The 26985-nt window shown below is 64.9% G+C and carries 17 protein-coding genes and 1 pseudogene; 13 read left to right on the top strand and 5 right to left on the bottom strand.

Annotation, left to right across the window (positions count from 1 at the left end; genetic code table 11):
• The first annotated feature begins 3 nt into the window (after positions 1-3).
• The 9 genes and pseudogenes from HAP47_RS13355 to HAP47_RS13395 all read left to right on the top strand — a co-directional run bounded on the left by HAP47_RS13355 (position 4) and on the right by HAP47_RS13395 (position 11826).
• On the top strand, positions 4-3630 hold the full coding sequence (locus HAP47_RS13355; RefSeq protein WP_173637848.1) for a beta strand repeat-containing protein: 3627 nt from the start codon (positions 4-6) through the stop codon (positions 3628-3630).
• Positions 3603-5906, top strand: coding sequence for a filamentous haemagglutinin family protein (locus HAP47_RS13360; RefSeq protein WP_176396216.1), 2304 nt, complete (start codon positions 3603-3605; stop codon positions 5904-5906). Before HAP47_RS13355 ends, HAP47_RS13360 begins: the two co-directional genes overlap by 28 nt.
• A gap of 58 nt (positions 5907-5964) precedes the next feature.
• The gene (locus HAP47_RS41560) at positions 5965-6522 is read left to right on the top strand and encodes a hypothetical protein (protein WP_173637846.1); all 558 of its coding nucleotides are present in this window, start codon (positions 5965-5967) and stop codon (positions 6520-6522) included.
• Positions 6523-6816: 294 nt separating this feature from the next.
• Positions 6817-7149, top strand: a complete 333-nt coding sequence (locus tag HAP47_RS13370; protein WP_173637845.1) for a hypothetical protein — start codon at positions 6817-6819, stop codon at positions 7147-7149.
• Positions 7150-7172: 23 nt separating this feature from the next.
• Positions 7173-7436 (top strand): annotated as a pseudogene (locus tag HAP47_RS13375) (helix-turn-helix domain-containing protein); the annotation flags it as partial.
• A 256-nt stretch (positions 7437-7692) separates the two neighbouring features.
• The gene (locus HAP47_RS13380) at positions 7693-8943 is read left to right on the top strand and encodes an acetyl-CoA C-acetyltransferase (protein WP_173637843.1); all 1251 of its coding nucleotides are present in this window, start codon (positions 7693-7695) and stop codon (positions 8941-8943) included.
• Positions 8944-8961: 18 nt separating this feature from the next.
• Positions 8962-9744 (top strand): SDR family NAD(P)-dependent oxidoreductase, encoded by a 783-nt coding sequence (locus HAP47_RS13385; protein ID WP_028340063.1) that lies wholly within the window; start codon positions 8962-8964, stop codon positions 9742-9744.
• 26 nt (positions 9745-9770) lie between these two features.
• Complete coding sequence (locus HAP47_RS13390; protein ID WP_173637842.1) at positions 9771-10538, top strand: crotonase/enoyl-CoA hydratase family protein; 768 nt, start codon at positions 9771-9773, stop codon at positions 10536-10538.
• A gap of 124 nt (positions 10539-10662) precedes the next feature.
• A complete protein-coding gene (locus HAP47_RS13395) occupies positions 10663-11826 on the top strand; it encodes an acyl-CoA dehydrogenase family protein (RefSeq protein WP_231168866.1) in 1164 nt (387 codons plus the stop codon).
• A gap of 38 nt (positions 11827-11864) precedes the next feature.
• On the opposite strand, the gene HAP47_RS13400 is transcribed toward HAP47_RS13395, so the two are convergent.
• Complete coding sequence (locus HAP47_RS13400) at positions 11865-12542, bottom strand: GntR family transcriptional regulator (protein WP_173637840.1); 678 nt, start codon at positions 12540-12542, stop codon at positions 11865-11867.
• Positions 12543-12675: 133 nt separating this feature from the next.
• Here HAP47_RS13400 and HAP47_RS13405 point away from each other — a divergent pair, with 133 nt between their 5' ends.
• The 3 genes from HAP47_RS13405 (at position 12676) to HAP47_RS13415 (ending at position 18159) form a co-directional block, all read left to right on the top strand.
• Entirely contained in the window at positions 12676-16077 is a 3402-nt protein-coding gene (locus HAP47_RS13405) for a molybdopterin-dependent oxidoreductase (RefSeq protein ID WP_173637839.1), read from the top strand.
• Positions 16078-16188: 111 nt separating this feature from the next.
• Positions 16189-17583, top strand: a complete 1395-nt coding sequence (locus HAP47_RS13410; protein ID WP_231168867.1) for a short-chain fatty acid transporter — start codon at positions 16189-16191, stop codon at positions 17581-17583.
• A 372-nt stretch (positions 17584-17955) separates the two neighbouring features.
• Positions 17956-18159, top strand: a complete 204-nt coding sequence (locus HAP47_RS13415) for a hypothetical protein (RefSeq protein WP_173637837.1) — start codon at positions 17956-17958, stop codon at positions 18157-18159.
• Positions 18160-18265: 106 nt separating this feature from the next.
• On the opposite strand, the gene HAP47_RS13420 is transcribed toward HAP47_RS13415, so the two are convergent.
• Positions 18266-18682, bottom strand: coding sequence for a hypothetical protein (locus HAP47_RS13420; protein WP_231168868.1), 417 nt, complete (start codon positions 18680-18682; stop codon positions 18266-18268).
• A gap of 364 nt (positions 18683-19046) precedes the next feature.
• On the opposite strand from HAP47_RS13420, the gene HAP47_RS13425 reads away from it, so the two are divergent.
• Positions 19047-22112: an ATP-binding protein gene (locus HAP47_RS13425; protein ID WP_173637835.1), complete on the top strand. Its 3066-nt coding sequence runs from the start codon at positions 19047-19049 to the stop codon at positions 22110-22112.
• A 77-nt stretch (positions 22113-22189) separates the two neighbouring features.
• Here HAP47_RS13425 and HAP47_RS13430 read toward each other — a convergent pair whose 3' ends face one another.
• Genes HAP47_RS13430 through HAP47_RS13440 form a run of 3 tightly spaced genes read right to left on the bottom strand, consistent with a single transcriptional unit; the run spans position 22190 to position 26710 of the window.
• A complete protein-coding gene (locus HAP47_RS13430; RefSeq protein ID WP_173637834.1) occupies positions 22190-22912 on the bottom strand; it encodes a formyltransferase family protein in 723 nt (240 codons plus the stop codon).
• A 41-nt stretch (positions 22913-22953) separates the two neighbouring features.
• Entirely contained in the window at positions 22954-24312 is a 1359-nt protein-coding gene (locus HAP47_RS13435) for a hypothetical protein (protein WP_173637833.1), read from the bottom strand.
• Between the two features lie 58 nt (positions 24313-24370).
• Positions 24371-26710 carry a hypothetical protein gene (locus tag HAP47_RS13440; RefSeq protein WP_371821766.1) on the bottom strand — a complete coding sequence of 780 codons (2340 nt, stop codon included), beginning with the start codon at positions 26708-26710 and terminating at the stop codon, positions 24371-24373.
• Positions 26711-26985: the final 275 nt, after the last annotated feature.

Here is a 26985-nt window from a genome sequence, read left to right on the forward strand (position 1 = left end):
CGTGTGATCGGCTACGGCGAGGTCGCCAATACGGGCTTCCGCGATTCGCTGCCCTCGGCCTACATCGTTACGCCGGGAGCGGTCGTCCGCCGGCAGTCGCAATATGCCGAAGCCACGGCGAGCCAGTTCTATACGTCCAAGGCGGCTGCAAGCGGCATTGCGGCACCCTATCTGCCGGTCGATGCGGGGCAACTTGTCATCAGTGCGACCGACAGTCTGTCGTTGCCCGTCACCGGCGGGTTCGGCGACTTCTCGGCTCCGGCCGGCGGCCGGGGCGGGCAGGCCGATATCGTGGCTCCGAATCTCGAGATCCTCGCGCCGGGGGGCACCGCAGCGCCGGGCATGACCGGGCTGCAGGCCAGTGCGCTCGACAGCATTGGTGCGCAGAGCATTCTGATCGGCGGTACACGCAACCTGAACGGCAACGTGCTGACCATCACGCCGGCGGCGCAGCAGCTCCAGATCGACAGTGGGGCGGCGCTGACCGCACCCGAAATCATGCTGACGGCGAGCAAGGCGATCACGATCGGAGCCGGTGCGCAGATCGACACGACCTCGTTCGGTGCGATCTCCACCCTGTTCCCGAACGATCCGAACACAGGCAAGACCCTGGGATCGATCGCGCTCGCGCGTGTCGGCGGAGGGGGGGCGGGCGCATTCGTGCTGGCGTCCAACGCACCGGTGCTGCCGGTCACGTTGCCGACGGGGAGCGGCGGCGCGAGCAAGCTGAGTATCGGCGCGGGCGCGCAAATCTTCGGCGGCAGTGTGCTGGCGCTGAGCGCCTCGAACACGATCAGCATGGATCCTTCCGCCCGCCTTGCGGCGCCGACCGTGATGGTCAGCGTGCCGGTGATCAATTTCGGCGCGGGAGGTGCTTCGGGCTTCAATCTGAGTGCCAGCCTGCTCGCGCAGTTGTCCGAAGGTGATCCGCTGCGTCATCTGCCGGCGACCGGCAACCTGATGCTGTCGGCGTCGACCGCGATCAACGTCTATGGCTCGGTCGATCTCGGTGATCTGGATCCGGCGACCGGTCAGCCCCTGCTCGCCGGGCTGACGTTGAGCGCGCCCGTGGTCAATGGATTTGGTGCCGCCGCCGACCGCGTCAGGCTCCGCGCCGACACGATCACGCTGAACGGCGGCGCAACGGGCGCAGCTGCGACGGGAATCGGGCAAGGCGCCTTCGAGATCGATGCGACGCAGCTGACGCTGGGCGGCGGCGGCAATCTTGCCTTCGGTGGCTTCAACACCGTGACGCTGGCGGCGTCCGAGCAGGTGATCGGCGGCGTCGCCTATGCGGGCCCGATCGCTGCGGGCACGATGCAAAAAATCGGCACGGTGTCCTACGCCCCCGGTCAGGTGATGCCGGGCACCTTCAGCGTCAGCGGTGGTCTGACGATCGCGGCGCCCCTGGTGACGGCGCAGGCCGGCGCGCTGACGCAGCTCGTCGCCAATGCCGGCACGGTCAGCTTCGCCGCGCGGCCCGGTGGCGCCGTCCAGTCGGCCGTCAATTCCAACGGCGCGACGCTCTCGGTCTCGGCGCAGAGCATCGTCCAGAGCACCATCATCGACCTGCCATCCGGCGTGATCACCTTCACCGCGCAGAACGGCATCACACTGCAGGCCGGGTCGGTCACCAATGTCGCCGGCGCGGTGACGCCGTTCTTCGACGTGGTGCGGATTGCGCCGGCCGGCGGCGTCACGCTGCAGACCGTGAACGGCGATGTCGCTGTTGCGTCCGGGGCGGTGGTCGATCTGCGCGGCGGCCGGCTCGGCTCGGTGACGCTGCCGATGCTCAATGTCGTGGACTCCGACCAGGGCAGCAACGCGGGCACGCTCACCATCGTCGCGCCGAACGGGACCGCCCATCTCGACGGGCAGTTGCTGGCGAGCGCCGATCCGCGCTACGCCGGCGGCCAGGCGGTCCTCACGCTCAAGTCGGGTGACGCTGGTGCACTGCTCGGCAGCATTGCGGGGTTCTCGGGCGAGCGGGCGCTGACGCTGGCGACCGGCGACATCAATGTCGGCAACATCACCGCGCGCAACGTCGAGTTGACCGCGAGCAGCGGCAGCATCACCGTTGCCGGCCTGATCGATGCGAGCGGCGGCAGCGATGCGACCATTCGCCTGATCGCCGGCAACAATCTGGAGCTCGGCGCGCATGCGGCGCTCAATGCCGGCACCACCTCGGCCAGGGGCGGTACGGTGTTTCTCGGCCTCGCCGGCAACAGCTCGGGTATGTTGACGTTCGATGTCGACGCCGGCTCCGGCAGCACGCCGACGATCAGCGTCGCCGGCGCCGACCCGAACATCGCGCTCAATGGTGGACAGGTCTGGCTGCGCGCGCCGCGCACGACCAACGGCGACGGCAGCACCGGCGTACGCGTCAGCAACAACGGGGTCCGGGTCATCGGCGCGCGCGAGATCGTTGTCGAGGCGGTCAAGACCTATGACGTCAGCGGCACGCCCTATGTCGACGCCAACCTGGCGACGGCCGATGCCGACGCGCGGGCGTATATCGCTGCGGCCACGATCAAGACGGGCATCGGCACACTGACGGGTACCTCCGTCACCGCCTTCCACCTGATGCCTGGCATCGAGCTGCGCAGCAGCGGTGACCTCCAGCTGTTGCAAAATCCCTCCAGCGCCAATTCCGGAATCGATCTGCACACCTACCGCTACAATGGCGAGCCGATGGTGCTGACGTTGCGTGCGGCCGGAAACCTGCTGATCAACGGCAGCATTAGCGACGGCTTTGCCGCGCCGGTCAGTTCGCCGGACGGCAGCATCTTCGCCATCGCGGCGCCGCTGCCGGCGGGCTCCGGATCAGCGACGCTGCGGCTGGTAGCGGGCGCGGATCTCGCCGGTGCCGATCCGCTGGCGGTCGTGCCGGCCGTGCTGCGTCCCGCGGCCACGGCGGCCAATCCCGAGCCAGGCTCGATCGTGTTCGCGGCGCCGTACCTGATTGACGCCAACGTCAATGACAGCGGCACCGTCGTACAGATTCCGAGCGTGGTCCGCGCCGGCGCGCGCGACCTCGAGCTCGCTGCGGCGGGAAATATCGACATCCAGACCGCGTTCGGCATTTATACCGCGGGAGAGCCCGTAACGCCGAATTTCACGCCGACACAGCGCGTTCCGATCCTGTCTGCCAACACGTACGATTACAGCAGCTATCTTGGCTATACGTACGACGCGAACTTCAATCTGCTGTCGTACGATACGCTGTATCCCCTCGCATTCAACGCCAGCTATTCGAATGGCGGCGGCAATCTCACGGTCAAGGCGCATGGCAGCCTGATCGGCGCGGATACAAGCAATAATGGTGTGAAGAGCTACGCGGCCTCTGAACTCGACACCTATTGGCTATGGACCGAGCCGAAGGCTGCCAGTCCGACCTGGTTCGTCAATTTCGGCACCTACTATCAACCGTATCTCGATTACGCGAGCGATTCGTTTCCATCAGTGGCCGCGTTCAAGGGACTCGGCGCGCTGGGAGGAGGCAACGTCCGGATCGCAGTCGATGGTGACCTGAAGGCTGTCGACATCAGCCTGCCGACGACCGGCGGATTGACCGGCACCAGTGCGTTGTCGGTGTATGGTGGGTGTATGGTGGCGGCAATCTCTCGCTGACCGTCGGAGGCAGTATCAACTACGCCAATCTGCTGGTCGGGCGGGGGACGGCCGACATCCAGGCCGGCGAGGTCGGGATGGCACCGCTGAACGCCAGTTCCCTGGCGATTGCGCGGGTGGATCTGTTGATCGGCGATGCCCAGTTCAACGTTGTGTCACGCCGGGGAATCAATGCGATCGTCGGCGATCCGACGCGGATGACGCAGCAACCCGATCCATCGAGCAGCGGCGGCTATCACATCCCGGCCGGTCTGGAGGGAAATGGGCCGCCCACATTCTACTACACTACTGCGGCGCCCTACGGCTTCTTCACCAGCATGACGGCCGCCAGCGCCCTGACCGAGTTCGCGGCCGGCGGCGACATCACGGTGCATGGTGATTTTGCGCCACCGATCTTCGAATTGACCGCGGCCGGCGGCTCGATCCGCGCCGGCAGCATTCAACAAAGCAGCTTCAACTTCCATTATCTGGCTGCACTGGCCGCGCCGACGGCGCGCCTCGATCTGCTGGCGCAGCAGGACATCATAGGTTTTGGCGTCAGCATGACGGCGGTCGATCTGGCGTCCCAGCTCACCGGCGCCTCGGCACCGGCAGGCAGTGATTACGCGAGCACACTCTCCAATCCGTCCTACGACACGTTTGGTGGCTCTTTGTCAGTGCCTTCGAACCTGGTGCAGTTCAACAATCCGCGCACCGTGCATGTCTATGCGGTCCAGGGGAGCCTGACAAACCTCGCGCTGGCGACATCGGAGCGCGCGCAGGTGCGCGCCGGCCTCGATATCGTCAAGCCGATTATCGACATCGAGAACGCCGGGCCCGGCGACGTCTCGCTGATGCAGGCCGGGCGCGACATCGTCAGCTGCCAGCCTTGCAGCCTGGCCTACCCGGACTTCTTCAACATTCGTGTGGCGGGGCCTGGATCGCTATCGGTCCTTGCAGGTCGCGACATTGTTGCGCAGAAGGGCCAGTATGGCACGCAGGGGGTGGGCATCACGTCGGTCGGCAACGCGGACAATCCGTTGCTGCCTGCGACCGGTGCCTCGATCGGCATCGCGGTCGGCACCGGTGCCAACGGTCCCGACAACGCGGCCTTCATCGACCTCTATTTCGATCCGCGGAACACGGATGCGACGACGCAAGGCTATCTGGCGCAGCTCACCAGCTACATGAGCGGGATCGAGGGCATCGCCCTCAATCGCGACCAGGCGCTCGCCGATTTCCGCAACCTCGCCCCGGCCGCACAATTGCCGTTCATCGAGCAGGTGTACTTCGCCGAGCTCAGGGCGGGCGGCGAAGCCGCAGCCAATGGGCATGGCGCAGGCGGCAAGGGTTACGATCGGGCCTACCGGGCGATCCAGACCCTGTTCCCGGGCAGCGTGATCGGTGGCACCACCACAGCCTATGCCGGCAGCCTTTCGCTGTTCCAGCTCGCACGCGTCCGCACCGAGCAGGGTGGCAGCATCAACATCCTGGCGCCCGGTGGCGGCGTGTCGCTCGGCATCGAAAACCAGACGCCCGACCTGACCGGGCAGGCCGACACCGCGCGCCCCGGCCTGCTGACGCTCGAAGGCGGCGACATCAACATCTTCACCGATCGGAGCGTCGTGGTGGCGCAGTCGCGCGTCTTCACCGAACTCGGCGGCGACATCCTGATGTTCTCGACCAACGGCGATCTCAACGCCGGCAAGGGCAAGCAGACCTCGATCGTGACATCGCCGCCTTTGGTCGTCTACGATCAATACGGCGGCGCGACCAAAACGCCGAACACGCCGCAAACCGGCGCCGGCATCGCAACCCTGATTGGCGTGCCCGGCGTTCCCCCCGGTAACGTCGACCTGTTCGCGCCGCACGGCACGATCGATGCCGGCGAGGCCGGCATCCGCGTGTCGGGCAATCTTACCCTCGAAGCGCTGCAGGTGCTCAACATCGCCAATATCCAGGTGCAGGGCACGTCGGTCGGTGTGCCGGTGGTGCAGGGGCCGCCGGTGGGCGCGTTGACCGCGGCGAACAACACCGCAGGCGCGGCGCAGCAACCGACGGCGGCGGCACCGGCAGCCAATACCGGACAGCCCTCGGTCATCATTGTCGAAGTGCTCGGCTATGGCGGAGGCGACGGCACGCCGGAGCCCGGCGACAATGACCAGCGCCGCGGCGGCAACGAGCGGCAGAGCTATGATCCGAACAGTATGTTTCGCGTGGTCGGCAGCGGTGCACTGACGGCTGAGCAGGCGCAGCAGCTGACCGATGACGAAAGGCAGCGTCTGTCGTCGCGGTAACGACAACGGATGCGCAGGGCCGTGGCGGAGGTTCGCGATGTAGCGGACCTGCGACTCGTTGCCGACAACCGAGTTCGACGAAATGCGGGTGCTCTCTCAGGACATCGGCAGCCAGATGAGCTCGCTGTGGCATTGGTCCGCTAAGATCTCCGCCGCGGCTCCGCTCGGCATTCGTGCGACAATGAATTCGGCGCACCGGGCGCTCGCTCCGCAGGGTGAAGTTCTCCACCATCGACTGGATCGCGTTGCTCTCGACATATTGCACCGCCTGGTCGGGACGATAGGTCGAGAAATCGATGCCGGTCCAACCCGAGAGCAGAGCGAGTTGCCCGGTCTGGTCGACATGTGCGGCATAGTCCGCGAGCAGGTCTTCGGCTTCTGCCCGGGTCGGCGCGACGATCACGGTCGCGCCGGCGAAGAGGCGGATGAGCGCGTAAGTTTGCAATCAATAAGTCGAACGGTGCCAGTTCTCTGGAACGGTCGCTTCGCCCGTCGAACCGACAAAGGAAATTCATTCTCGGAGCGATCGCTCATCGGCGATGGCATTTCGAGATCTGAGTGGTACTTGCGGAGCGGGCGTCGCGTGGCGCGCGCCATACCGAACGACGAAAGCTGACGTGCAACCAAGAGGCCCCATGCCCCGTCGCTGCGTCTCGGCGCTTGCGGGTGGGCTCTCGTGCCGCGCATTTCGTTCGATCACCGTCCGGCACCGGTCTGACGGTCGTCACGACGGATCGGCAGCTACTGCCCGACAAGCCGGCCCCGGGCGGCTTGAGCGATGCGTGAGGTGCGACCCGAGCGCGGGGCGCCCTGCGGCGAGGACGGTTGACAGGGGGGAGCGCTCACTTTAATCACCTGACTAATTAATCAATTAATTAAGATCTGAAACCCTAGGGAAAGAATCCGCCTGATGCTGGCCGGCCGTTGCGATCCGAAGCTGCTTGCTCCGCGCGGTCGCGGCTTCACTGAGCTGGACGGCCAAGCGCCCATCGGCGCGATGCAGACCGGCCTCGAACAGGCCGGGAATGGCCTTGTCCGGCACGCCGAATTCGTGGCCGCGCGCGCATGGCACAGCGCCGGCTCGATCATCACGGGCACCGACGTGGCGCGCGCCGATAGCTGCCGTCAGATCCTGCATGCAGGTCCGCTCGCGTGCGCGCCGCTCGGCGTTGCGCGCTCGACAGCGATGTCGCGGACCGGCACGTCCTGCCCGAACCAGGGCGGGTTTGATTCACCCGTATGACAATGAGGAGTGAGGCGTAAACGATGGGACGTCGATCTGAGGTACTGATGGCGCAAGACACCGCCGGCACGGACAACCGGCGCGTGATACAGGTGGTATCGCGCGCATTCGACATCGTGCGTTGCTTCGAAGGTCGAAGCATACGCCTGGGCAATCGCGAAATCGCCGATCGCTGCGGTCTTCCCCGGTCGACGGTCTCCCGTCTCACCTTGACCCTCACCCAGATCGGGCAATTGATCTACCTGCCGCAAGAGCAGAAATATGCTCTCGGTCCTCACGCTGCCGCGCCCGGCGTCCCGTTGTTTGCGGAGGGGGGCGACAAACCCGTCTGCGCCGACGAGCGGGAGCGCGCAACGGCGCAACCGTCGATGCTGATCAACTCGCGTTTCGAGTACTTCGAAGATCAGCACAAGCCGGTTGCCGCGCCGCTTGCGGTGACGCCACACCGCTGACGCCTCGGCTTGTTCCGGGGCAGAAGACCCGAAACGGTCGGGACCCCGGCACGAGCCCACAGTCAAGAAACATCCAAGCAGAGGGAAACGCATGTCTGAAGCATACATCATTGACGCGGTCCGCACGCCGCGCGGCATCGGCAAGCCGGGCAAGGGTGCGCTGTCGCACCTGCATCCGCAGCAGCTGGCGGCAACGGTGCTCGGCGCGCTCAAGGAGCGCAACAAGCTCGATACGTCGACCGTCGATGACATCATCTGGTCGACCTCGACCCAGGAGGGCAAGCAGGGCGGCGACCTCGGACGCATGTCGGCGCTCGCCGCCGGCTACGACATCAACGCCAGCGGCACGACGCTGGATCGCTTCTGCGGCGGCGGCATCACGTCGGTGAACCTTGCGGCAGCTTCGGTGATGTCGGGAATGGAGGATTGCGTCATCGCCGGCGGTACCGAGATGATGAGCTATCAGCAGACCCTCGCTGCCGAGCGCTCCAAGGCGGGACAGCCGGCGCGGATGATGGGGTCGGGCAATCCGGCGCTTGACGAGATTCACCCGCAGTCGCACCAAGGCGTGTGCGGCGACGCCATCGCCACGCGCGAGGGGATCAGCCGCGAAGCCTGCGATGCGCTGGCGCTGGTCAGCCAGCAGCGCGCCAAGCGGGCGATCGATGAAGGCCGCTTCGCCAAGTCGGTGATCCCGGTGCTCAACGGCGACGGCAGCGTCGCCCTCGGTCGTGAGGAATTCCCGCGCCCCGAGACCACGGCCGAAGGCCTTGCTTCGCTGAAGCCGAGCTTCGAGCAGCTTGCCGATTTCGACCTCGGCAACGGTGTGACGTTCAAGAAGCAGATCCAGCGCCGTTATCCGGGCCTCGAGTGGAAGGGCGTGCATCATGCCGGCAACAGCTCGGGCGTGGTGGACGGCGCCGCCGCGGTCCTCATCACCTCCAAAGAATATGCCGAGAAGCACGGCCTCAAGCCGCGCGGCCGGATCGTGGCCTATGCCAATCAGGGTGACGATCCGACGCTGATGCTCAACGCGCCGGTTCCGGCGGCCAAGAAGGTTCTCGCCAAGGCCGGCCTGACCAAGGACGACATTGACGTCTGGGAGATCAACGAGGCCTTCGCGGTCGTTGCCGAGAAATTCATCCGCGACCTCGAGCTGGATCGCGAGAAGGTCAACATCAATGGCGGCTCGATCGCGCTCGGCCACCCGATCGGCGCCACCGGATCGATTCTGATCGGCACGGCGCTCGACGAGCTCGAGCGGAGCGGCGGACGTTATGGTCTCGTTACCATGTGTGCCGCCGGCGGCATGGCGCCGGCCATCGTCATCGAACGCATCTGATCGCGAAAGGATATTGCCATGAAACTCGATTCATCGGTCGCCGCCGTCGTCACCGGCGGCGCTTCCGGCCTCGGCGCGGCCACCTCGCGGGCGCTTGCAGCACAAGGCGTCAAAGTCGCGATCTTCGACTTCAACGAAGAGAAGGGCGAGGCGATCGCCAAGGAAATCGGCGGTGTGTTCTGCAAGGTCGACGTCACCTCTGACGAGCAGGTCGATGCGGGCTTCGCCAAGGCGCGCGCGGCGCACGGCCAGGAGCGCATCCTGGTGAACTGCGCCGGCACCGGCAACGCGGTGAAGACTGCAGGCCGGGACAAGAAGACCGGCGAACCCACCCACTTCCCGATCGACGCCTTCAACCGCATCATCCAGATCAACCTCGTCGGCACCTTCCGCTGCATCGCCAAGTCGGCGCAGGGGATGCTGTCGCTGTCCCCGCTGGAGCACGGTGAGCGCGGCGCGGTCGTGAACACGGCATCGGTCGCGGCCGAGGACGGCCAGATGGGACAGGCGGCCTATTCGGCCTCGAAGGCCGGCGTCGTCGGCATGACCCTGCCGATCGCGCGCGACCTGATGGCCGAGGGCATCCGCGTCAACACCATCCTGCCGGGCATCTTCAACACCCCGTTGCTGCAGGGCGCCCCGGAGAACGTCAAGGCCGCGCTCAGCGCGTCGGTGCCGTTCCCGAAGCGTCTTGGCATGCCGGAGGAATATGCGCAGCTGGCGTTGACCATGATCACCAACGGCTACTTCAACGGTGAAGATGTCCGCCTCGATGGCGCCATCCGCATGGCCCCGCGCTAAGCGCACGGCAACAGGAGACCAAAGCGATGTCCGAAGAAACTCCGGTCCTCACTGAAGTCCGCGGACCTATGCTGATCATCACGTTGAACCGGCCGGAAGCCAAGAACGCGGCCAACCTCGCCCTCTCCAAGGGCGTGGCCGCGGCGATCGACCGGCTCGACGCCGACGATGCTCTCAGCGTCGGCATCATCACCGGCGCCGGCGGCACATTCTGCTCGGGCATGGACCTCAAGGGGTTCCTGAAGGGCGAGCGGCCGTCGATCCCGGGCCGTGGCTTCGCCGGCCTCACCGAGGCCCCCCCGAAGAAGCCGCTGATCGCGGCCGTGGACGGCTACGCGCTCGCCGGCGGGATGGAGATCGCGCTGTCGTGCGACATGATCGTCGCCAACCGCAACGCCAAGTTCGGGATCCCCGAGGTGAAGCGCGGGCTGGCTGCCGCGGCCGGCGGGCTGATCCGCATGCCGCGCCAGATGCCGTTCCGCGTGGCGATGGAGTTCGCATTGACGGGCGAGTTCTTCGGTGCCGAGCGCGCCTACCAACTCGGCATCATCAACCGCGTGACCGACGGCCCGGCCCTCGACGCCGCACTCGAGCTTGCAGCCGCGATCGGCGCCAATGGCCCGCTCGCCGTCAAGGCATCCAAGCAGGTGATCGTCGAATCCCGGCTCTGGCCGGAAGACCAGATGTGGAAGAAGCAGCAGGAGATCGTCGCTCCTGTCTTCGTGTCCGAGGATGCCCGCGAGGGCGCAGCTGCCTTCGCAGAAAAACGCGCGCCGAACTGGAAGGGCAAGTAAGGCGTCGCTTGTTTCAAGACGGAGCGCTGGTTTTGATTGAAGCAGAACCGGCGCTCCGATTTTTTTGTCAGTGCTTCGCCCCACGTCGGCCCGTTGCACACCGCTTGAGAGCTCTATTGGGTGAATGATGCGTAGCTTTACCGAAGACCAGGTCATCTTCCGCGACGCCTACCGCAAATTCCTCGCGAGCAAGATCGCGCCTCATATGGAGGCGTGGCGGGAGGCCGGTATCGTCGACCGCAGCGCGTTCAGGAAGGCCGGCGATCTCGGTTTCCTGATGATCTGGCCCGAGGAAAAGTATGGCGGGATGGGCGACGAGGACTTTCGCTATGAGCAGATCATCATCGAGGAGACCGCGCGCTCGGGCTGCAAGGGCTGGTTCAACACGCTGCACAGCCGCCTGGTCGGCTCCTATTTCAAGCGCTTCGGCACCGAAGAACAGCGCGACCGCTTCCTGCCCAAATGCGTCAGCGGCGAGACGATCCTGGCCATCGCGATGACCGAGCCCGGCGCGGGCTCGGACCTCGCGGGCATGCGGACGACGGCGGAGGACAAGGGCGATCATTTCCTGCTCAACGGCTCGAAGACCTATATTTCCAACGGCATCAATTCCGACGTGGTGATCGTGGCCGCCAGGCTCGCAGGTGCCGAGAAGAAGCACGCGATGGTGCTGCTGATCGTCGAGCGCGGCATGGAAGGCTTCGAGCGCGGCCGCAATCTCAAGAAGATGGGCATGCCGGCGCAGGACACCGCCGAACTGTTCTTCCAGAACGTGAAGGTGCCTAAAGCCAACGTGCTTGGAGAACCGGGCAGGGGCTTCTACTATTTGATGGAGGGCCTTGCCGAGGAGCGGCTGATCTCCGCGGTCGGGTCAATCGCCAATGGCCGCAAGGCGTTCGACATCACACGCGCATACGTGATGGATCGCAAGCTGTTCGGCAGGCCGCTGGCCGAACAGCAAAACACCCAGTTCCGCATGGCGGAGATGGATGCCGAGATCGATCTCGTGCAGGTCTATGTCGATCACTGCGTGGCCGAACACAATGCGGGGCGCCTGACCAGCAATATGGGCGCCAAGGCCAAGATGATGTCATCGGAAGTCGAGTGGAAGATGCTCGACCTCGGTGTACAGCTGCACGGCGGCGCAGGCTATATGGATGAGTATCCGATCAGCCGCATGTTCACCGACGCGCGCGTCAATCGGATCCTGGCCGGAAGCTCCGAAGTGATGCGGCTGATCATCGGCCGCGATGTCTTCTCGGAGCACTACAAAAGCATTCTGGACTAGCGGGTCATCGTTACGAGCGATCCAACTCGCCCCGTGCGTCAACTGCGCGCCTGCCGCAGCGGCTCGCGCGCGTACTCCTTCGAGCGCATCAAAGCGTCGACGAAGATCGGCTCCCAGGAGCGGATGTGGCTGCGAAGTAGCGTCGGCAATGCCTCGGTCTCGCCGGCGAGCGCGAGCTCGATCAGCCGGTAGTGCTCGGGCACCGAGGCCTGCTGCCGCTCGAGGCCGGCGCGTGAGCTGATGCCGTAGAGCCGCATCTTGTCGCGCAGGCCCATCACCATGTCGGTCAAGAGCTCGTTGCCGGCAGCTGCGATGAACTCGCGATGATAGTTGCGATCGGCTTCCAGATAGAGCTGGACGTCGTCGGTCTCGACGGCCTTGGCGATCTGGTCGGCCCAGCCGCGCACGACTGGCAGATCCCTTGGAGGATTGGCGGCGACCAGCACGGCGGCGTGCAGCTCCAGCACCTCGCGCATGTCGAACAAATTGCGCAACTCGGTCAGCGACGGTTCCAAGACCTTGAAGCCGCGGTTGCGCATCGGCTCGACCAGGCCGCCGCGGCTGAGCTCGAGCAGCGCTTCGCGCACCGGCGTCGAGGAGACGCCGAGGCTCGCCGCGAGTGACGGCACCGAATACATCGTGCCGGGAAGGCTCTGCCCGGAAATGATCTCGGCGCGCACCCGCTGCAGCACCTGTTCGCGCAAATTCTGGTCCATGGGTGCCTCTCGCCGGGAGCTCCGATTCGTCCCTGATTATTACTTAGCCTTGACGCGACCGGTAGCGTATGACGTAAATGTGTAACGCATTACAAGAATGCGTCACAAGGGCTGACTTGAACATGAGACGGCGGTGAAACAGCGGCTACCCGGCTATTGCACGCTCTGTCGCTCGCGCTGCGGTTCTGTCACCGTGGTCGAGGACGGGCGCGTTGTCGGTGTAGAGGTATTGAATAACCACCCGACCGGTGGCGCGCTTTGCGCCAAGGGCCGGGCAGCCCCCGAAATCGTCGCCAGCCCGCGCCGTCTGACCGTGCCGCTCAAACGGACCCGGCCGCGTGATGCCGCCGATCCGGGCTGGGTCGAGGTGTCCTGGGACGAGGCATTGACCGAGATCGCCGACCGGCTCGGCAGGATCCGCGCCGAGAGCGGCGCCGAGGCCGTGGCGTTCGGCGTCACCACGCCGAGCGGCACGCCGATGGTCGACAGCTTTGAGTGGGTCGAGCGCTTCATCCGCGGCTTTGGCAGTCCCAATTTGATCTACGCGGTGGAGATCTGCGGCTGGCACAAGGATTATGCGCACGCGCTGACCTTCGGCCGCGGCATCGGCTTTCCCGACTACGACAATGCCGATGCAATCATCCTGTGGGGCCACAATCCCGCGCGCACCTGGCTTGCGCAGGCGACACGGATCGCAGATGCGCGGCGCCGCGGCGCCAAGGTCATCGTCGTCGATCCTAAGCCGAACGGCTCGGGTCAGCAGGCCGATCTCTGGCTGCGGATTCGCCCGGGCGCTGATGGCGCGCTTGCGATGGGCGCGATCCGTCATCTCATCGCGACCGGCAGCTTCGATGCGGATTTCGTCGACGCGTGGACCAATGGATCGCTGCTGGTCGATCGCGCGACCGGACGCTTCCTGCGCGCCGACGCGTTGTGGGCGGATGGCACCCCCGAGGCCTTCGTTCGTCTCGATGCGTCGGGGTCGCCGGTGGCTTGCGACACCCGATACGCGCCGGAGCGCGGCGGGCGACTGCGCGGCGGGCTGTCGATCCGTGCACGCGACGGCCGGACGATCTCGGCCGCAACCGCGTTCGAATTGCTGGCCGAGCGGGCCGCGCCCTATACGCCGGCGCGGGTGGCGGAACTGACCTGGCTGCGTGTCGAGGATATCGACGCATTCAATGCGTTGCTCGCGGCCCGGCCGCGGCTCGCCTATCACTCCTGGACCGGCGTCGGTCAGCACACCAACGCCACCGCGATCGAGCGCGCGATCGCGTCGCTCTATGCGCTGACCGGCGCGTGCGATCGGCCTGGCGGCAATCGCTGGCCGGTGCCGCCGCCGACACGTCCTCTCAACGACTACAACATCCTTTCGCCGGAGCAGCAGGCCAAGGCGCTCGGCCTTGCCGAATTGCCGCTCGGCCCGCCGGCGAAGGGCTGGATCACGGCGCGCGATTTCAGCCGCGCCGTCCTCGAGGGCGAACCTTACCGCGTGCGCGCGCTGGTCGCCTTCGGCACCAACTTCGTCGTCTCGCAGGGCCATTCCGAGCGCAACCGTGCGGCGCTGAAGGCGCTGGAATTCCAGGTTCATATCGACATGTTCATGAATCCGACCGCGGAAAGCGCCGACTTCATCCTGCCGGCCAGCACACCGTGGGAGCGCGACGCGCTCAAGATCGGGTTCGAGATCACGCAGCAAGCCGTCGAGACGGTGCAGTTTCGCCCGCGCATGGTCGAGCCGATCGGTGCAGTGAAGGCCGATTACGAGATCGCCGCCGCGCTCGCGCTCAAGCTCGGCATGGGGAGCTTGTTCTTCGGCGGAGACATCAAGGCCGGCTGGAATTATCAGCTGGCGCCGCTCGGCATCGGTGTCGAGGATCTGCGCGAACATCCGGAAGGACGCCGCTTCCCGCAGGTCTTCCGCGATGAAAAATACGCCGTCACGCGCGAGGACGGAACGGCGGCGGGCTTTGCGACGCCGACACGCCGTATCGAGATCTATTCGGAGCTGATGCTCGGACACGGGCATGACCCGTTGCCCGATCATGTCGAACCGGTCGGCAGCCCGCTCACGACAGCGGCAGACGAACGCTTTCCGCTCGTGCTCTCCACCGCCAAGAGCGGCTGGTTCATTCACTCCTCCTGGCGGCATGTCGCCTCGCTGCGGCGAAAGTCGCCCGATCCGGCCGTCGAGATCAGCCCGCAGCTCGCCGAGCGGCGCGGATTGGTAGAGGGCGACTGGGCCGTGGTGGAAACGCAAGGCGGTGCCGTGCGCCTGAAGGTGCGTCTCAATGCGGCGCTCGACGCGCGGGTCGTCGTCGCCGAATTCGGCTGGTGGGAGGATTGTCCGCCGCTCGGCCGCGATCGCTCGGCTGCGGCAGGCCCCCTCACGCGCAACATCAACGCGGTGCTGCACGACGATGCGCGCGACCCGGTCAGCGGCTCCGTCCCGCTGCGTGCGATCGTCTGCGATATCAGGCGCGACGGCGTGGCCAGCCGCGGCGTCTGGAGCGGCCAGCGGCGGTTCGTGGTTGGCGAGCGCAGGGGCGAGGCCGATAACGTCATCGCCCTCAGCCTGCTGCCGCTTGACGGTGGTCCGCTGCCCGACTTCCTGTCGGGCCAGCATGTGATGATCTCGCTGCCGGGCACAGCGGAGACGCGGGCCTACTCGCTGACCGGATCGGGCAACCTGCCGCAAGCGCTATCGATTGCGGTGAAAGGACGTTTCCTCGGCGAAGCGCGGAGCGGCGATGCTCCATTCTTCATGCCGGATCGACTGCATGGTCTTGCCGTTGGAGACCAGGTTCTGCTGGAGCCGCCGGGCGGCATCTTCACGCCGCCATTGAAGGGACCGCGGCCGCTGGTCTTCCTCGCTGCCGGCATAGGCATCACGCCGTTCATCAGCCATCTCGAGACGCTGCAACACACAGCGCCACAAGATCGCGTCGCCCACGTCCTGCTGCTCCACGGCTGCCGCAGCAGCCGCGAGCATCCGTTCGCGCAGCGGCTGGCGGAACTGGAAGCCAGCACGCCGGGGCTGACGCGGGTGACGTTCTATTCGGCACCGCTCGCGCAGGATTCGGTCGACGCGCAGTCGTTGCGCAAGGGGCGGCTCGATCTCGAACAGGTCAAGCCGCTCTTGGCGCGCCGGCCGCTGGTCTACATCTGCGGCTCGCCGGATTTCGTCGCGGCGCAGATCGAGGCTGTGACCGCGCTTGGCGTGCCACGCTTCGACATTTTTTCCGAAAGCTTCGTGTCGCCGCCATCGGTGCCGAGCGATCTTGCACCGCGAACCATCCGGCTTGCGGGCAGCAAGCAGAGCTTTTCCTGGGGACCGGAACAGGGGACGCTGCTCGACGCCGCAAGTGCGGCGGGCGTCGCGCTGCCGAGCGGCTGCCGTGTCGGGCAATGCGAAAGCTGCGCGGTCGAGGTGGTCGATGGAGAATTCACCCATCTCGGCCCGGTCGACGGGAGCGAGGGGCAGTGCTTCGCCTGCCAGGCCGTGCCGCTCACCGACCTCACGCTCGCGCTTTGATGACCAATCACGATTGAAGGCTAACCGCGTCACCGGAAGGGAATCAGATTGATGACGAATGCAACGCACGACCAAGCCGTGAGCCTGCGAAAACCTGTCGCTGATAACATCATGGCGCGTTTTTCGCAGGCCCTGGTGGCGTTCGCCGAGCGCTGGTTTCCGGATGCGTATGTCTTCGTCCTGATCGCCGTGATCGCGGTTGCCGCAGGCGCGATCCTGCATGGCGGTTCGCCGCTTGCCGTCAGCCGCGCGTTTGGCGACGGGTTCTGGAATCTGATCCCCTTCACGATGCAGATGGCCCTGGTTGCGATCGGCGGTTATGTCGTGGCGATGTCACCGCCGGTCGCCGCCGTGCTGGCGCGGCTCGCGAGCGTGCCGAAGACCGGCCGCGGCGCGGTCGTCTTTGTCGGGATGCTCAGCATCTTCCTCTCGCTGCTGAACTGGGGCCTGAGCTTGATCTTCTCCGGTTTGCTGGTGCGGGAGATCGCGCGGCGCACGGATATCCGGCTCGATTATCGCGCGGCCGGCGCGGCCGGCTATCTCGGACTCGGTTGCGGCTTCACCCTCGGCATCACGTCGTCCGCCGCGCAACTCCAGGCCAATGCCGGCAGCATTCCGGCATCGCTTCTGCCGATCACCGGCGTGATCGGCTTCTCGGAAACCATTCTGACCTGGCAGAACATGGTCACCGTTGTGATGGTGAGCATCGTGTCGGCGGCGATCTGCTATTTCACGACGCCGGTACCCGAGCAGGCGAAGACGGCGGAAGATCTCGGCGTTGCGCTCGGCGACGATCGCATCGAGGCCAGGAAGCCGGCTCGTCCGGGCGACTGGCTGGAATTCAGTCCGCTGCTGACGATCCTGATCGCCCTGCTTGCCGCCGGCTGGCTGTGGCAGACCTTCCAGTCGGGCAATCCGCTGATCACGCTGTCGGGGCTCAACACCTACAATTTCGTCTTCCTCATTCTCGGCATCGTGCTGCACTGGCGGCCGCGCAGCTTGATCGAGTCCTTCTCGAAAGCGATGCCGAGCGTCTCCGGCGTGTTGCTGCAGTTTCCGTTCTATGCCGGCATCGCGCAGATCCTGACCAAGGTGCCGAACAGCAGCGGCACGACGCTGTCGGACACGATCGCGCACTGGTTCGTCGGCGCCTCCAGCAATTCCACCGTGTTCTCATTCCTGGTCGGAATCTATTCGGCGCTGCTCGGCTTCTTCGTGCCCTCGGCCGGCGGCAAGTGGATCATCGAGGCGCCCTATATCATGAAGGCGGCCAACGATATCGGCGCGCATCTCGGCTGGACGGTGATGGTCTACAACATCGCCGAGACGCTGCCGAACTTCATCAACCCGTTCTGGATGCTGCCGCTGCTCGGCATCCTCGGCCTTAAGTCGAAGGATCTGATCGGTTATACGTCGGTGCAGTTCTTCATCCACTTCCCGATCGTGATGCTGCTGGCCGCGATCCTGATGGCGACCTTCACCTATCACCCGCCGATCCTGCCCTGAGCGATCGCGGCCGGGCACCAGGACGCATGGTGCCCGGCCAAGGTCGGCCAATTCGGTGGACCGCAACCGTCATTACCAAAACTGTGCTGTTTTCCCGCCCGGCGCGAATGAGGTATCGCGCCGGGCGGTGATCTTTGGTCGGTCATTTCATTGACCGCCGCGCGGTTCGGCCGGATATTGATGCGCGATATCCCGCGTTGTTCAAGGTCACCGCCATGCGACATTACCACCGCAGCTTGATGTGCGACATGCCAAGCCGCATGCAGCATCGCTGCATCTCGGCGGCGACCGGCGTCTGTTGTTGATCGCTTAGGAAAATCCAAAACACCCGACAATCAGACAGGAGCGCCGTCATCCGGCGATCGAGCAGGCATGTCCCAAGCCCAAGGCTCCCAAGCCTATGTCATCGAAGTATCGGATCGAACCGCGGGGATCGTCGTCAGCGACACCAGAGGCTTCTGCTTCTTCTCCTCGGATCGCGCCTTTGATGGCCTCGACGGCGGCTATTTCGGCTCCGCTCGCGCCGCGGAGCGTGCGGTGAGGGCACTGTTGCAGCAGCGCCGCCCGGCGTCATAGATCATCCCCAGGGCATCGCCGGCGCGCCAAGGCTGACGCGCCTGCCATCAGGCAGCCGCGCGGGGTGCAATACCGCCGTGCGGAAAGCCCCGCCCGTGATCCGGGATCAGGCCGGGCAAACCATCGTCAGCAGGAGGAGCGTCGGCGGCTGATTGTCGCCATTGGCGTGTTCCCAGGTCAGCAGAATGTCGTGCCGATCGGCGTTCAGCGCATTCTTGTCTTTCTCCTTCACGTCGATCTTCATCGGGATCGGCGGTTCGGAGTTGAAGCATTTGCGGACGGCGGCATCCAGCAGCGCGCATTTCGTCAGCGGCACGACGCCGGCCTCGTCCTTGGAAAGGGCTGTGGTGCTTGCTTGAGTGGCGAGGTCCAGGCGCGCCTTGCCCATCTCCTTCTGCCACAGCTTGCCGCTTCCGCCCGGCCACTGGTGCCTGGGCGACAGGATCGGCTGGTATTGGCCATATTCCAGCGTCTCGATGTCAATAAGATCCGACGCCTTAAGTATAGCGACGCTCTTGACCATGTTCTGCAAAGGATAGTAATGCGCGTTTATATGATCTTTGAATTGCTGGTTATTGTATACTCTTCCGCCCATAGGATTTCCCTTTCATTACAACTTTAGCGTGCTCTGGCTATACATAAGTTATGCAACGCGGGGACGTCGAACGAAATCGGTCGTACAGCTCGAGTCGCGCCGTCTGGTTTCTCGCGCCTCGACCTACCACTCAAGACTGTATCTCGTCCAGTTTAGCAACCTCTCGGGTTGGCGCGGATGCAGACGGACTGCACGTCCGGATTGATAAGCATGTCCCGATTGGTAATCTCTACTCTAAGCTGCTCACCGGGATGCTGAGTTGGCGAGACCGCAGCAGCCTTTGAGAGCAGGAATGCTTTGCTTTGCATGCCAATCGACGATCGGAGCGGACGACAATTGGTGCGCCCAATGCGGTGCCGCCGTAGCAAAGCGCCTCGATCCCGACAGTGAACAGCGATTTGTAACCATCCTTCGCGCCGACGTGGTCGATTCCACGGGGCTCGTAGCGGACCTGGATCCGGAAGAGGCGGTCTCCCGCCTGGAGCCGGCCCTGGCCGCCATGCGCGGCGCAGTGCGCCAGTTTGGCGGCATCGTCAGCAAGGAATTGGGGGATGGGCTCGCCGCGGTATTCGGCGCCCCGATTGCTGACGACAACCACGCGCCGCTTGCTTGCCATGCTGCGATCGAACTCGTCCGACGTATCGGGGGTTTGGGCGATCCGGCGCTCCAGGTTCGGGTGGGGCTCCATTCGGGGCGCGTGGTGACCTACATGGTCGCCAGCGAATATTCCAAGGTCTATGAGATCGGAGGGGCAGCGCAGCATCTTGCGGCGCGCCTCGAAGCGGTCGCCGGACCGAATCAGATCTACGCGTCCGAGGCTTGTCAGAATCTCGCCGACGGCAATGTCCAGTTCGACTATTTGGGTCGCAAGCGACTCAAAGGATTCAGCGAGCCTGTGCCGATCTACCGTGTGACCGGCGCAACCAATGTCTCCAGTTGGCGGGTACGCAGGGCGCGAAGCGTCGCACGGTTTGTCAACCGCGTGGACGAGACCGGATTGCTCAGGCAGCTGGCTCAAAATGCCGGGGCGAACCGGCGGACGGCGCTCTTGATTGGCGATCCCGGCATCGGAAAGTCGCGGCTCGTGCACGAGTTCGTCGACGAGCTCAAGCGCGAGGGCTGGCGTCCGGTCCACGCAGAGTGCAGTCCGAATCTTCAAGGTGCACCGTTCAGCGCGCTGAAGGCGCTCATGCTGTCGATGCTCGAAGGGACTGCGGCGGACGCCGATATCCAGACCGAGCCTCCGACGGATCTGACCGGGATAGCGCGTTCCGCCATCAATGCGGTGCTGGATCGTCCGATATCGGACCCAGAGTGGGGCGAGCTGGAGCCACACGCGCGCGGCCGCGCGATCAGCGACGCGAGCTGCGCGATTCTCGAGAGCCTGGTCGCCCGCCAGCGCACGGTGATCCTCGTCGAGGATCTGCACTGGATCGATCGCGCCAGCGAGGCCGTCGTCGCTGCGCTCGCGTCGCTGCAGATACCAAGCCTTCTGGTGTTGTTGACCAGCAGACCCAACGGCATTCCGGACTGGATCGCGCGCTGCAACGCCGAGATCGCCGCGTTGCGGTCGCTCGCCGAGGATGCCGGACGGGAAATGCTGGACGATATCTTGGGGCGGTCCGCGAACATGGCCGATCTGAAGAGCCGCGTCGTGCTTCATACGGCCAGCGTGCCACTCTTCATTGAAGAAGTCTGCCGCAGCCTCAAGGACAGCGGGATTCTGCGGGGGCATTGGGGCGATCTGGCGCTGGCGCGTCCGGTCGGCGAGCTTGGTATCCCGAGCAGTATCCAGGGGGTCATCGCCGCGCGTCTGGATCGGGTATCGAGGGAGGAGCGCTCCCTGCTGCAGATCGCGGCAGCGCTAGGCCCGCGCTCGGCGGAAGTTATCTTGCGCGAGGCGTCCGGCCTCCCTGAGCCCGTGCTGCAACGCTGCCTGGCGGTTCTCGACCGCTCGGAGTTTCTGGTGAAGATCGATATCGAGCCGGATCGAGTGCTCGAGTTTCCACACGAAATGGTCCGCCAGGTCATCTACGACTCGATGGTCGAAAAAGTGCGTGAAGGCGTCCACGCACGCATTCTTGAGACGTTGGAGGGCAATGGAAGCTCGCATGATGAGCCCAGCAGGCTCTGCTATCACGCAATGCGAGCGAAGGACTGGCAGAAAGCTTTCAGCTACGGCAGAACTGCCGCGCGGAAGAGCCTGGCACGATCGGCATTTGCCGACGCAGCCAACTACTTTGAGATCGCGATGACCGCACTCGACAAGACGCCGTTCGCTCGCTCGCGCGAAGCGGATGCGGTCGACCTTCGCATCGAGGCGCGCACGGCCTTCATGAGCGCAGGCAAGGTCGCCGAATGGTTCGATCTCGGAAGAGACGCGGAGGAGCGCGCCAACGCGATCGACGATATCGGGCGGAAGGTCGCGGCGATGGCGGTCAGGTCGGGGGCGCAGAACTTCTACGGCACCCCGGTCGAGGCGATCGAAACCGGCGAGGAGGTTGCCCGTCTGGCGGGAGAGTGGGGCAATCCGGGTTGGCTCAACTTGGCTCAGTACAGCCTGGGCCAGGCCTATTTCATTGCCGGGCGCTACCGTGACGCAGAGCAAATGTTGGGACAGGCTTGCCTCCGCCTGTCCGGGCCGGATGCCAGCGCGCCGCCCGGGACGACGCCGAAAACCCTGGAATTGCTGTGCTGCATGATGAAAAGCGTGACCCACACGACCTTGGGAGAGATTGATACGGGGGCCGAGTTTCACCAACGCGCGTCGGCAATCGCCAATGAGAGCAACAGGCCATTTGATCGCGTTGGCGCCGGCTATAGCGGTGGTTGTCTGGCGCTCGGTCGGGGCAATCCTGGCGAAGCAGCGGCGGTCCTGGAGGACGCTTTTGCCGTTACGCAAAAGTATGGAATTCGCCTCTTCGTGCCTGTCATCACCTGCCATCTTGGTATTGCCTATCTGGAACAGGGACGTCTCGCTGACGCGCGGGTTACGCTCGTCGAAGCCCGAGAGGTAGCCAGGTCGGTGAGCTATACCTCGATCGTGCTGCGTACCTCGATCTATCTGGCACTCGCTCTGAGCCGGCTCGGCGATGCGCCAGCCGCGCTGAACATGCTGCGAGAGGTGCGAAATACCGCGCGGCAGCAGGGCTTTTCCGGTCTGGAGGCCGAGGCGCTGTTCAGCGAGGCGGCGGTATCGCCGGCGTCTGATGAGAACGACAGGACTTCCATTCTGCACAAGTTGCGCGCGGCAATTGCGATTGCATCGAGCAGTGGAACGAAGCCGCTGCTACATCGGGCCGAAGCGCTCCTGAACGGAATGCTTGCCGATCCACAGGGTGAACCCTGGCGGCATTAGAACATGACCCGGAGAAGTGCGAAGCGGTTTTCCGAAAGGATCAGCGCGATGACGCTTCAACCTGGTCTCGTCGCCCTTCATGACGCGGCTGCGAGCGGCGGCGATGCCACCTGCGGTGCCTCGGGTGTCTGCATGGCGGTCGTCGCCAGCTGGAAGCGGATGCCGTGCACGGAGATGGTCAGCGGGATAGCGCGGAAGTCGTCGTGGAAGGCGCGGATCCGGCGGGCCAGTTCGCCGGCACTGATGCCGGCGGGAAGCTCGCACATGTCGCGGTACATCTGCCGGGTGCTCTTGATGCCGCACCAGGCGATTTCCAGTTCCTGCAGCGGCGAGGGATCGCAAGCGAGATCGCGCGACATCCGCCAGAACAGGTGGGCAAGCCGCACATAGGCAATCTGCTCGAGCCCGCGCACGCTGATCTTGTCGGGAATGATGAAGGACTCGACCCCGACGATCGGACCGGAATCGACCCGCGCGGCCATCACATGCGCGGTCGCGCCGAACGCGCGCGCACCGTCATAGAGCGCGAAATGCGCCGGCGCCCAGCCGGGATATTGCGGTGGGCCCGGGTGGAAATTGTAGGCGCCATGGCCAAGCGCGGCCAGAATGCTTTCAGGCACGATGACGCTGGTGGTGAACGCCAGCAGCCGGGCCTCGCGCAACACCTCGAGTTCGATCGCCGCGAGGTCCTCGGCCGTCACCGCACAACGGAACGATAGCGCCGGGTTGTGCGCCTTCAACAGCTCGGTGAGCGCGAATTGCTGGTTGGCGACGCCGGTGAGAAGGATGATGGTCTTCATGAATTCGATGTCCTTCTCTTGCCTGATTATTGTACTGTTGATCAGCCGCGCTGCCCGGCCATGACGAGGACGCTGCCGGCATCGCGGGACTGACCCACGGTGCGGAACAGATCGGCCGGCAATGCCTGCCAGGGCGCAATCTCGATGATCCGGTTGTTCGCGCTGGCGGCTGCCGATTTCGCCGCGCGGATATCTTCCTGCCAGGGGCAGAGCGCGAGCTCGAGCCGGCCGAACCCGCCGCAATCGGCGGCGAACGCGCCGGTGACGGCCTCGATGCTGGCCGCCATTTCACGTGCGTCGCTGGTGGCGATATCGCGCACGATCACGGTGATCGCACTGTTCGAGGCCGCCTGCGACCTGATCACGATCATGGCGTCGCGGCCGCCGCTGCGGCTGGCGCGCCGCGCGGCCCGCATCGTGACGCCGAATTCGGCATTGGGTCCAAGGTCGCTGTTATCGGTCGGCAGATTGTGGACGATTGTGGTGTGGCGGGGCGTGCCGGCGTCTTCGGCGGGCGCATGGTACGAGCGTGGCAGCCAGGCAGTGTCGAGCGCCATCTGCGACGACGTCAGGCTCCAGGCCTGGTCGAGCAGGTAGCCTTCCCAGACCGCGGGATAGGCGCTCGCGATGTGATGCCAGTTGCGCAGCAGCGCTTCGGCGGCTGGGGTGCGGCCGAGATACAAAGTGCGCGCCGACATCTCCCACCGGTTCCACTTGTGGAGTGCGATGTCGCATTCGAGGGAGGACGGCAGCAATGGCGGTTCGCTGAGGGTTGCGTCGGCCTCGACGAAGAGCAGCGGCTCGCGGTGCTCCTGCCACATCCGCAGCATGAAGGCAGACTTATCGGACGCGCGCATGTGCTGGCCGTCCGCGGTGTCGATCGGCACGATGTCGCAGGCGATCTCGAATTCGGCCAGCTTCTCGCGGAGCGCGCGAGGATGATCCTCGTCGCAGGCGCGGGGATAGCAGGAGACCACGCGCAGAGGTGTGTCGGACCGGGAGCCTTCCGCGGGCGCGATCGGGCGCCAGTTGAGGCCGCCCCACCACATCTCGTGCGGGCCGTCGAAGCTTGGCCCGATCGTCCCGAAGTCGGTCAGCTTGGACTTCAGGAAATCGAACGCGGGATTTTCGCCGAAGGGGACAACGACTGCACAATCGGCGCGAAGCGACCGATAGAGGATTTCGGCGGCAGGGCCGCTCGGCGGCTCAACGAGGATGAGGATGCCATGGTCCCGCCCCGGCATCAAACCGGCCTGGTGGACGGTCGCGCGTCCGAGCCGTTCGGACAGCCATGCGAGCCGCCGGCGCTGTGCAGCGCTCATCCGGATGCTGTTCGCCGCCAGCAATTGGTCGAAATTCGTCTGCAAGCCGTCCGCTTGCACCGTGTCAGCCGAAATCATGCCCGCACTACCCCTCGTTAACCTTCTACGAGCGGGGCGGCCAGATCAGGCGGACAAATCAGTTGCCGATGGTTGCCTGCGCACTGTTGGCGCTGCGCCAGCTCAGCGTGGCCGAGGGGGCTCGGTTATCGTCGCGGTCCTCGACCGCCAGGATGCGGTCATGGTCGAGGGCGGTCAGCGCGACGGTGTAGATCGCAACATCGTCCTCGAAGCCGTCGACCGGGATCAGCAGCATGCCGTCCTCGGTGGTGGCACGGAACTGACGGCCGCTCCGCTCGAGGCCGGCATCGATCAGCCGTCCCTCGGCGATCGCCTTCACGTTCGAACTCTCCGCCGCCTTCGCGGCGCTCTCGCCGTACTGGACCGTGATGCCGTGGAGCATCCCGGCGCGGGTCAGCTTTGCCAGTGGCAGCGCGATGGTCGCGACCGCCATGCGGCGCGACAATGGAATCCGCAGCCGGAGGTCGCCGAGCCCGGTATGATAGACGCTGACGGCTTCCAGCGACGCCTGGCCGTCCGGCCCGAACAGGCCGACCTGCAGCGTCCCGCATTGCGCCTCGCCGAACACGTTCGCGGGCAGGCGATTGGCGCCGAACAATGTGTAGAGATAGGCGTGCGACGGCGACAACGCGGCAAAGCTGCCGGCAAGCCACATCGGCGGCGCCGGAGCCGTGCACGCGGTCGAGAGGCCGCGGGCGACGATGCAATCATTGATGAAGCCGGCGTCGAGCAGCGGCGCGAGCGCCTGCGTGCCGAGGTTGACGTCATGCTTGATGCCGCCGAGCAGCACGAGTTCATCATCGTCGGGCAGCAGCAGGAGACGTCCGAGCACGGCGGCGGCCCAGCGTGCGGCAACAATGGGGTCCGTGTCGGGCTGCAATGCATAGCTCGGTGCCAGTTCGCGGGCGCGCGACGCATAGGCCAGCGTCCCGGACTGCACCTCGTTCGCCAGCGCCAGCTGTGCGGCCGGGCGCTGGTCGCCCTCGCGCAACACCTCACCGCCGCGATAATCGCGTGCCGATCCTTCATCGGAACAGCAAAGCTGCTCCAGCAATGCGACGTTGCGGATCAACATGCGCTTGACGTGCGGCGTGACGATGCGATCCGAGATCAGGCCTTCTGCGGTGTCGTCGTCGGCGATGTCGTCGAAGGCATCGTCAAGCGTCAGCAGATAGGCGCCATGCAGGCGGATGCGAATTCCTTCGCGATCGAAGATGCGCCGCAGCGACTTCTGCACGCTGGCGGAATAGCCGAGGTCAACGAGGATGAGGTCGGTGCAGCCGTCGAAATCCGCGATCTTCGCCCGAAGATAAGCGAGCAGGCGCGTGCGGACACCGGCGGCGATGTCGGTGATCTCGCGCGGGTCCATCAGATCGGGCAGGGCGTCGGCGAGTTCGCGGCCGCTCGCAATGCCGTCGGGATATTGGGCGAAGAACTTCATCACGGCGGGAGGCTGCACCTTGACGATATCGACAAAGGTTGCCGCGTCGATCTTGACGACCCGGCTCAGCAACTCACTGAGAGGTTCGAGCGTATCGGCGGAGCCGACCAGGCTCACACGACGATTGATCTCGACATAGGCGCCGGTCTCGCCATGGTTCGCCTGCCAGACGCGATACGGCAGCAGACCGTCGCGGCCGAGGAATCCGATCGCAACGCGCGCGCTCTCGCGCGCCAGCGCAGCGCGCTGTGCTTCGATGAAGGCGTCGAACGCCGCCATCACCGGACCGAGCACGGTCACACCGAGGTTGAAAGCGGGAGAATGCTCTGCGCTACGTGCCGTCACCGCGCGTCGTAACGTGCGGGCGCCGCAATCGAGCCGCGACGGCTGATCGGGCCACAACAATTCGAAGATCGACGTTTCGCGCTGAAACTTCAATGCCAATGCCGCGCTGGCCTGCGGATAGTAGCGCGGGCGGATGCCGTGACGGCGGGCGCCCTCGATATCGGCGTTGTGATTGTCGCCGACATGGAACGAGCTCGCCGCATCGATGCCTTGCTCGGTGAGATAGGCCTCGAATAGCGCTTTGCTCTTGCCAGAGCCGTGATCGCAGGATGCGTAGAGGAAATCCCAGGTCAGTCCGGGGCTGCAGGAGCGCAGCAATTGCGCGAGCTGCTCGGTGCTCCAATACGTGTCGGAGATGAAGCCGACGCGAAAGCCGCCGCGCTTCATGTCCAGATATTGCTCGAGCATTTCCGGATTGGCGCGACACAGCTCGAGCTCGGCTTCGAACTCGAGCTGCGCGAGATCGCCCAACGCATCGCGGCTCAGGCCGAACAGCCTGAACGGAAAGCACTTATAGATGTCGACGATGCGCACTTCAGCGGAGCGCTCCTGCGCGAGCTTGCGCGCACGCGCCTCCGCCTGGATTCGATGCTGAACGAAACTGACGGACATGTTTGGAAATTTTTCAGTAATGCGGGAAAGCTGAAAGACCCTTTCAAATACGCCATCCGGCGTCGTGCAGGCACGCAACAGAAATGTATCGAAAACATCGAATGAACATGCAGAAACATTCTGCGCTCGACGCGTTGCGTCGACCGTCATGATCGTCATGCGCAAAATTCCCGCCAGTCCTCATGCGTTGAACGCCTGCGTGAGACAAATCAGGCGCGATGATTCAAAAAAATTGATGCGGGATTCGAAAACGCGCGCTTCGCGACTGACAGACT

It is taken from the genome of Bradyrhizobium sp. 41S5 (assembly GCF_011516665.3).
Lineage (GTDB): Bacteria > Pseudomonadota > Alphaproteobacteria > Rhizobiales > Xanthobacteraceae > Bradyrhizobium > Bradyrhizobium quebecense.

What these genes read in the sequence shown, in the direction of transcription:
- HAP47_RS13370 (WP_173637845.1), top strand. Translation starts at nt 6,817, where the DNA reads ATGCTGGCCGGCCGTTGCGATCCGAAGCTGCTTGCTCCGCGCGGTCGC.
- HAP47_RS13380 (WP_173637843.1), top strand. Translation starts at nt 7,693, where the DNA reads ATGTCTGAAGCATACATCATTGACGCGGTCCGCACGCCGCGCGGCATC.
- HAP47_RS13385 (WP_028340063.1), top strand. Translation starts at nt 8,962, where the DNA reads ATGAAACTCGATTCATCGGTCGCCGCCGTCGTCACCGGCGGCGCTTCC.
- HAP47_RS13390 (WP_173637842.1), top strand. Translation starts at nt 9,771, where the DNA reads ATGTCCGAAGAAACTCCGGTCCTCACTGAAGTCCGCGGACCTATGCTG.
- HAP47_RS13395 (WP_231168866.1), top strand. Translation starts at nt 10,663, where the DNA reads ATGATGCGTAGCTTTACCGAAGACCAGGTCATCTTCCGCGACGCCTAC.
- HAP47_RS13400 (WP_173637840.1), bottom strand. Translation starts at nt 12,542, where the DNA reads ATGGACCAGAATTTGCGCGAACAGGTGCTGCAGCGGGTGCGCGCCGAG.
- HAP47_RS13410 (WP_231168867.1), top strand. Translation starts at nt 16,189, where the DNA reads ATGGCGCGTTTTTCGCAGGCCCTGGTGGCGTTCGCCGAGCGCTGGTTT.
- HAP47_RS13415 (WP_173637837.1), top strand. Translation starts at nt 17,956, where the DNA reads ATGTCCCAAGCCCAAGGCTCCCAAGCCTATGTCATCGAAGTATCGGAT.
- HAP47_RS13420 (WP_231168868.1), bottom strand. Translation starts at nt 18,682, where the DNA reads ATGGTCAAGAGCGTCGCTATACTTAAGGCGTCGGATCTTATTGACATC.
- HAP47_RS13425 (WP_173637835.1), top strand. Translation starts at nt 19,047, where the DNA reads ATGCTTTGCTTTGCATGCCAATCGACGATCGGAGCGGACGACAATTGG.
- HAP47_RS13430 (WP_173637834.1), bottom strand. Translation starts at nt 22,912, where the DNA reads ATGAAGACCATCATCCTTCTCACCGGCGTCGCCAACCAGCAATTCGCG.
- HAP47_RS13435 (WP_173637833.1), bottom strand. Translation starts at nt 24,312, where the DNA reads ATGATTTCGGCTGACACGGTGCAAGCGGACGGCTTGCAGACGAATTTC.
- HAP47_RS13440 (WP_371821766.1), bottom strand. Translation starts at nt 26,710, where the DNA reads ATGTCCGTCAGTTTCGTTCAGCATCGAATCCAGGCGGAGGCGCGTGCG.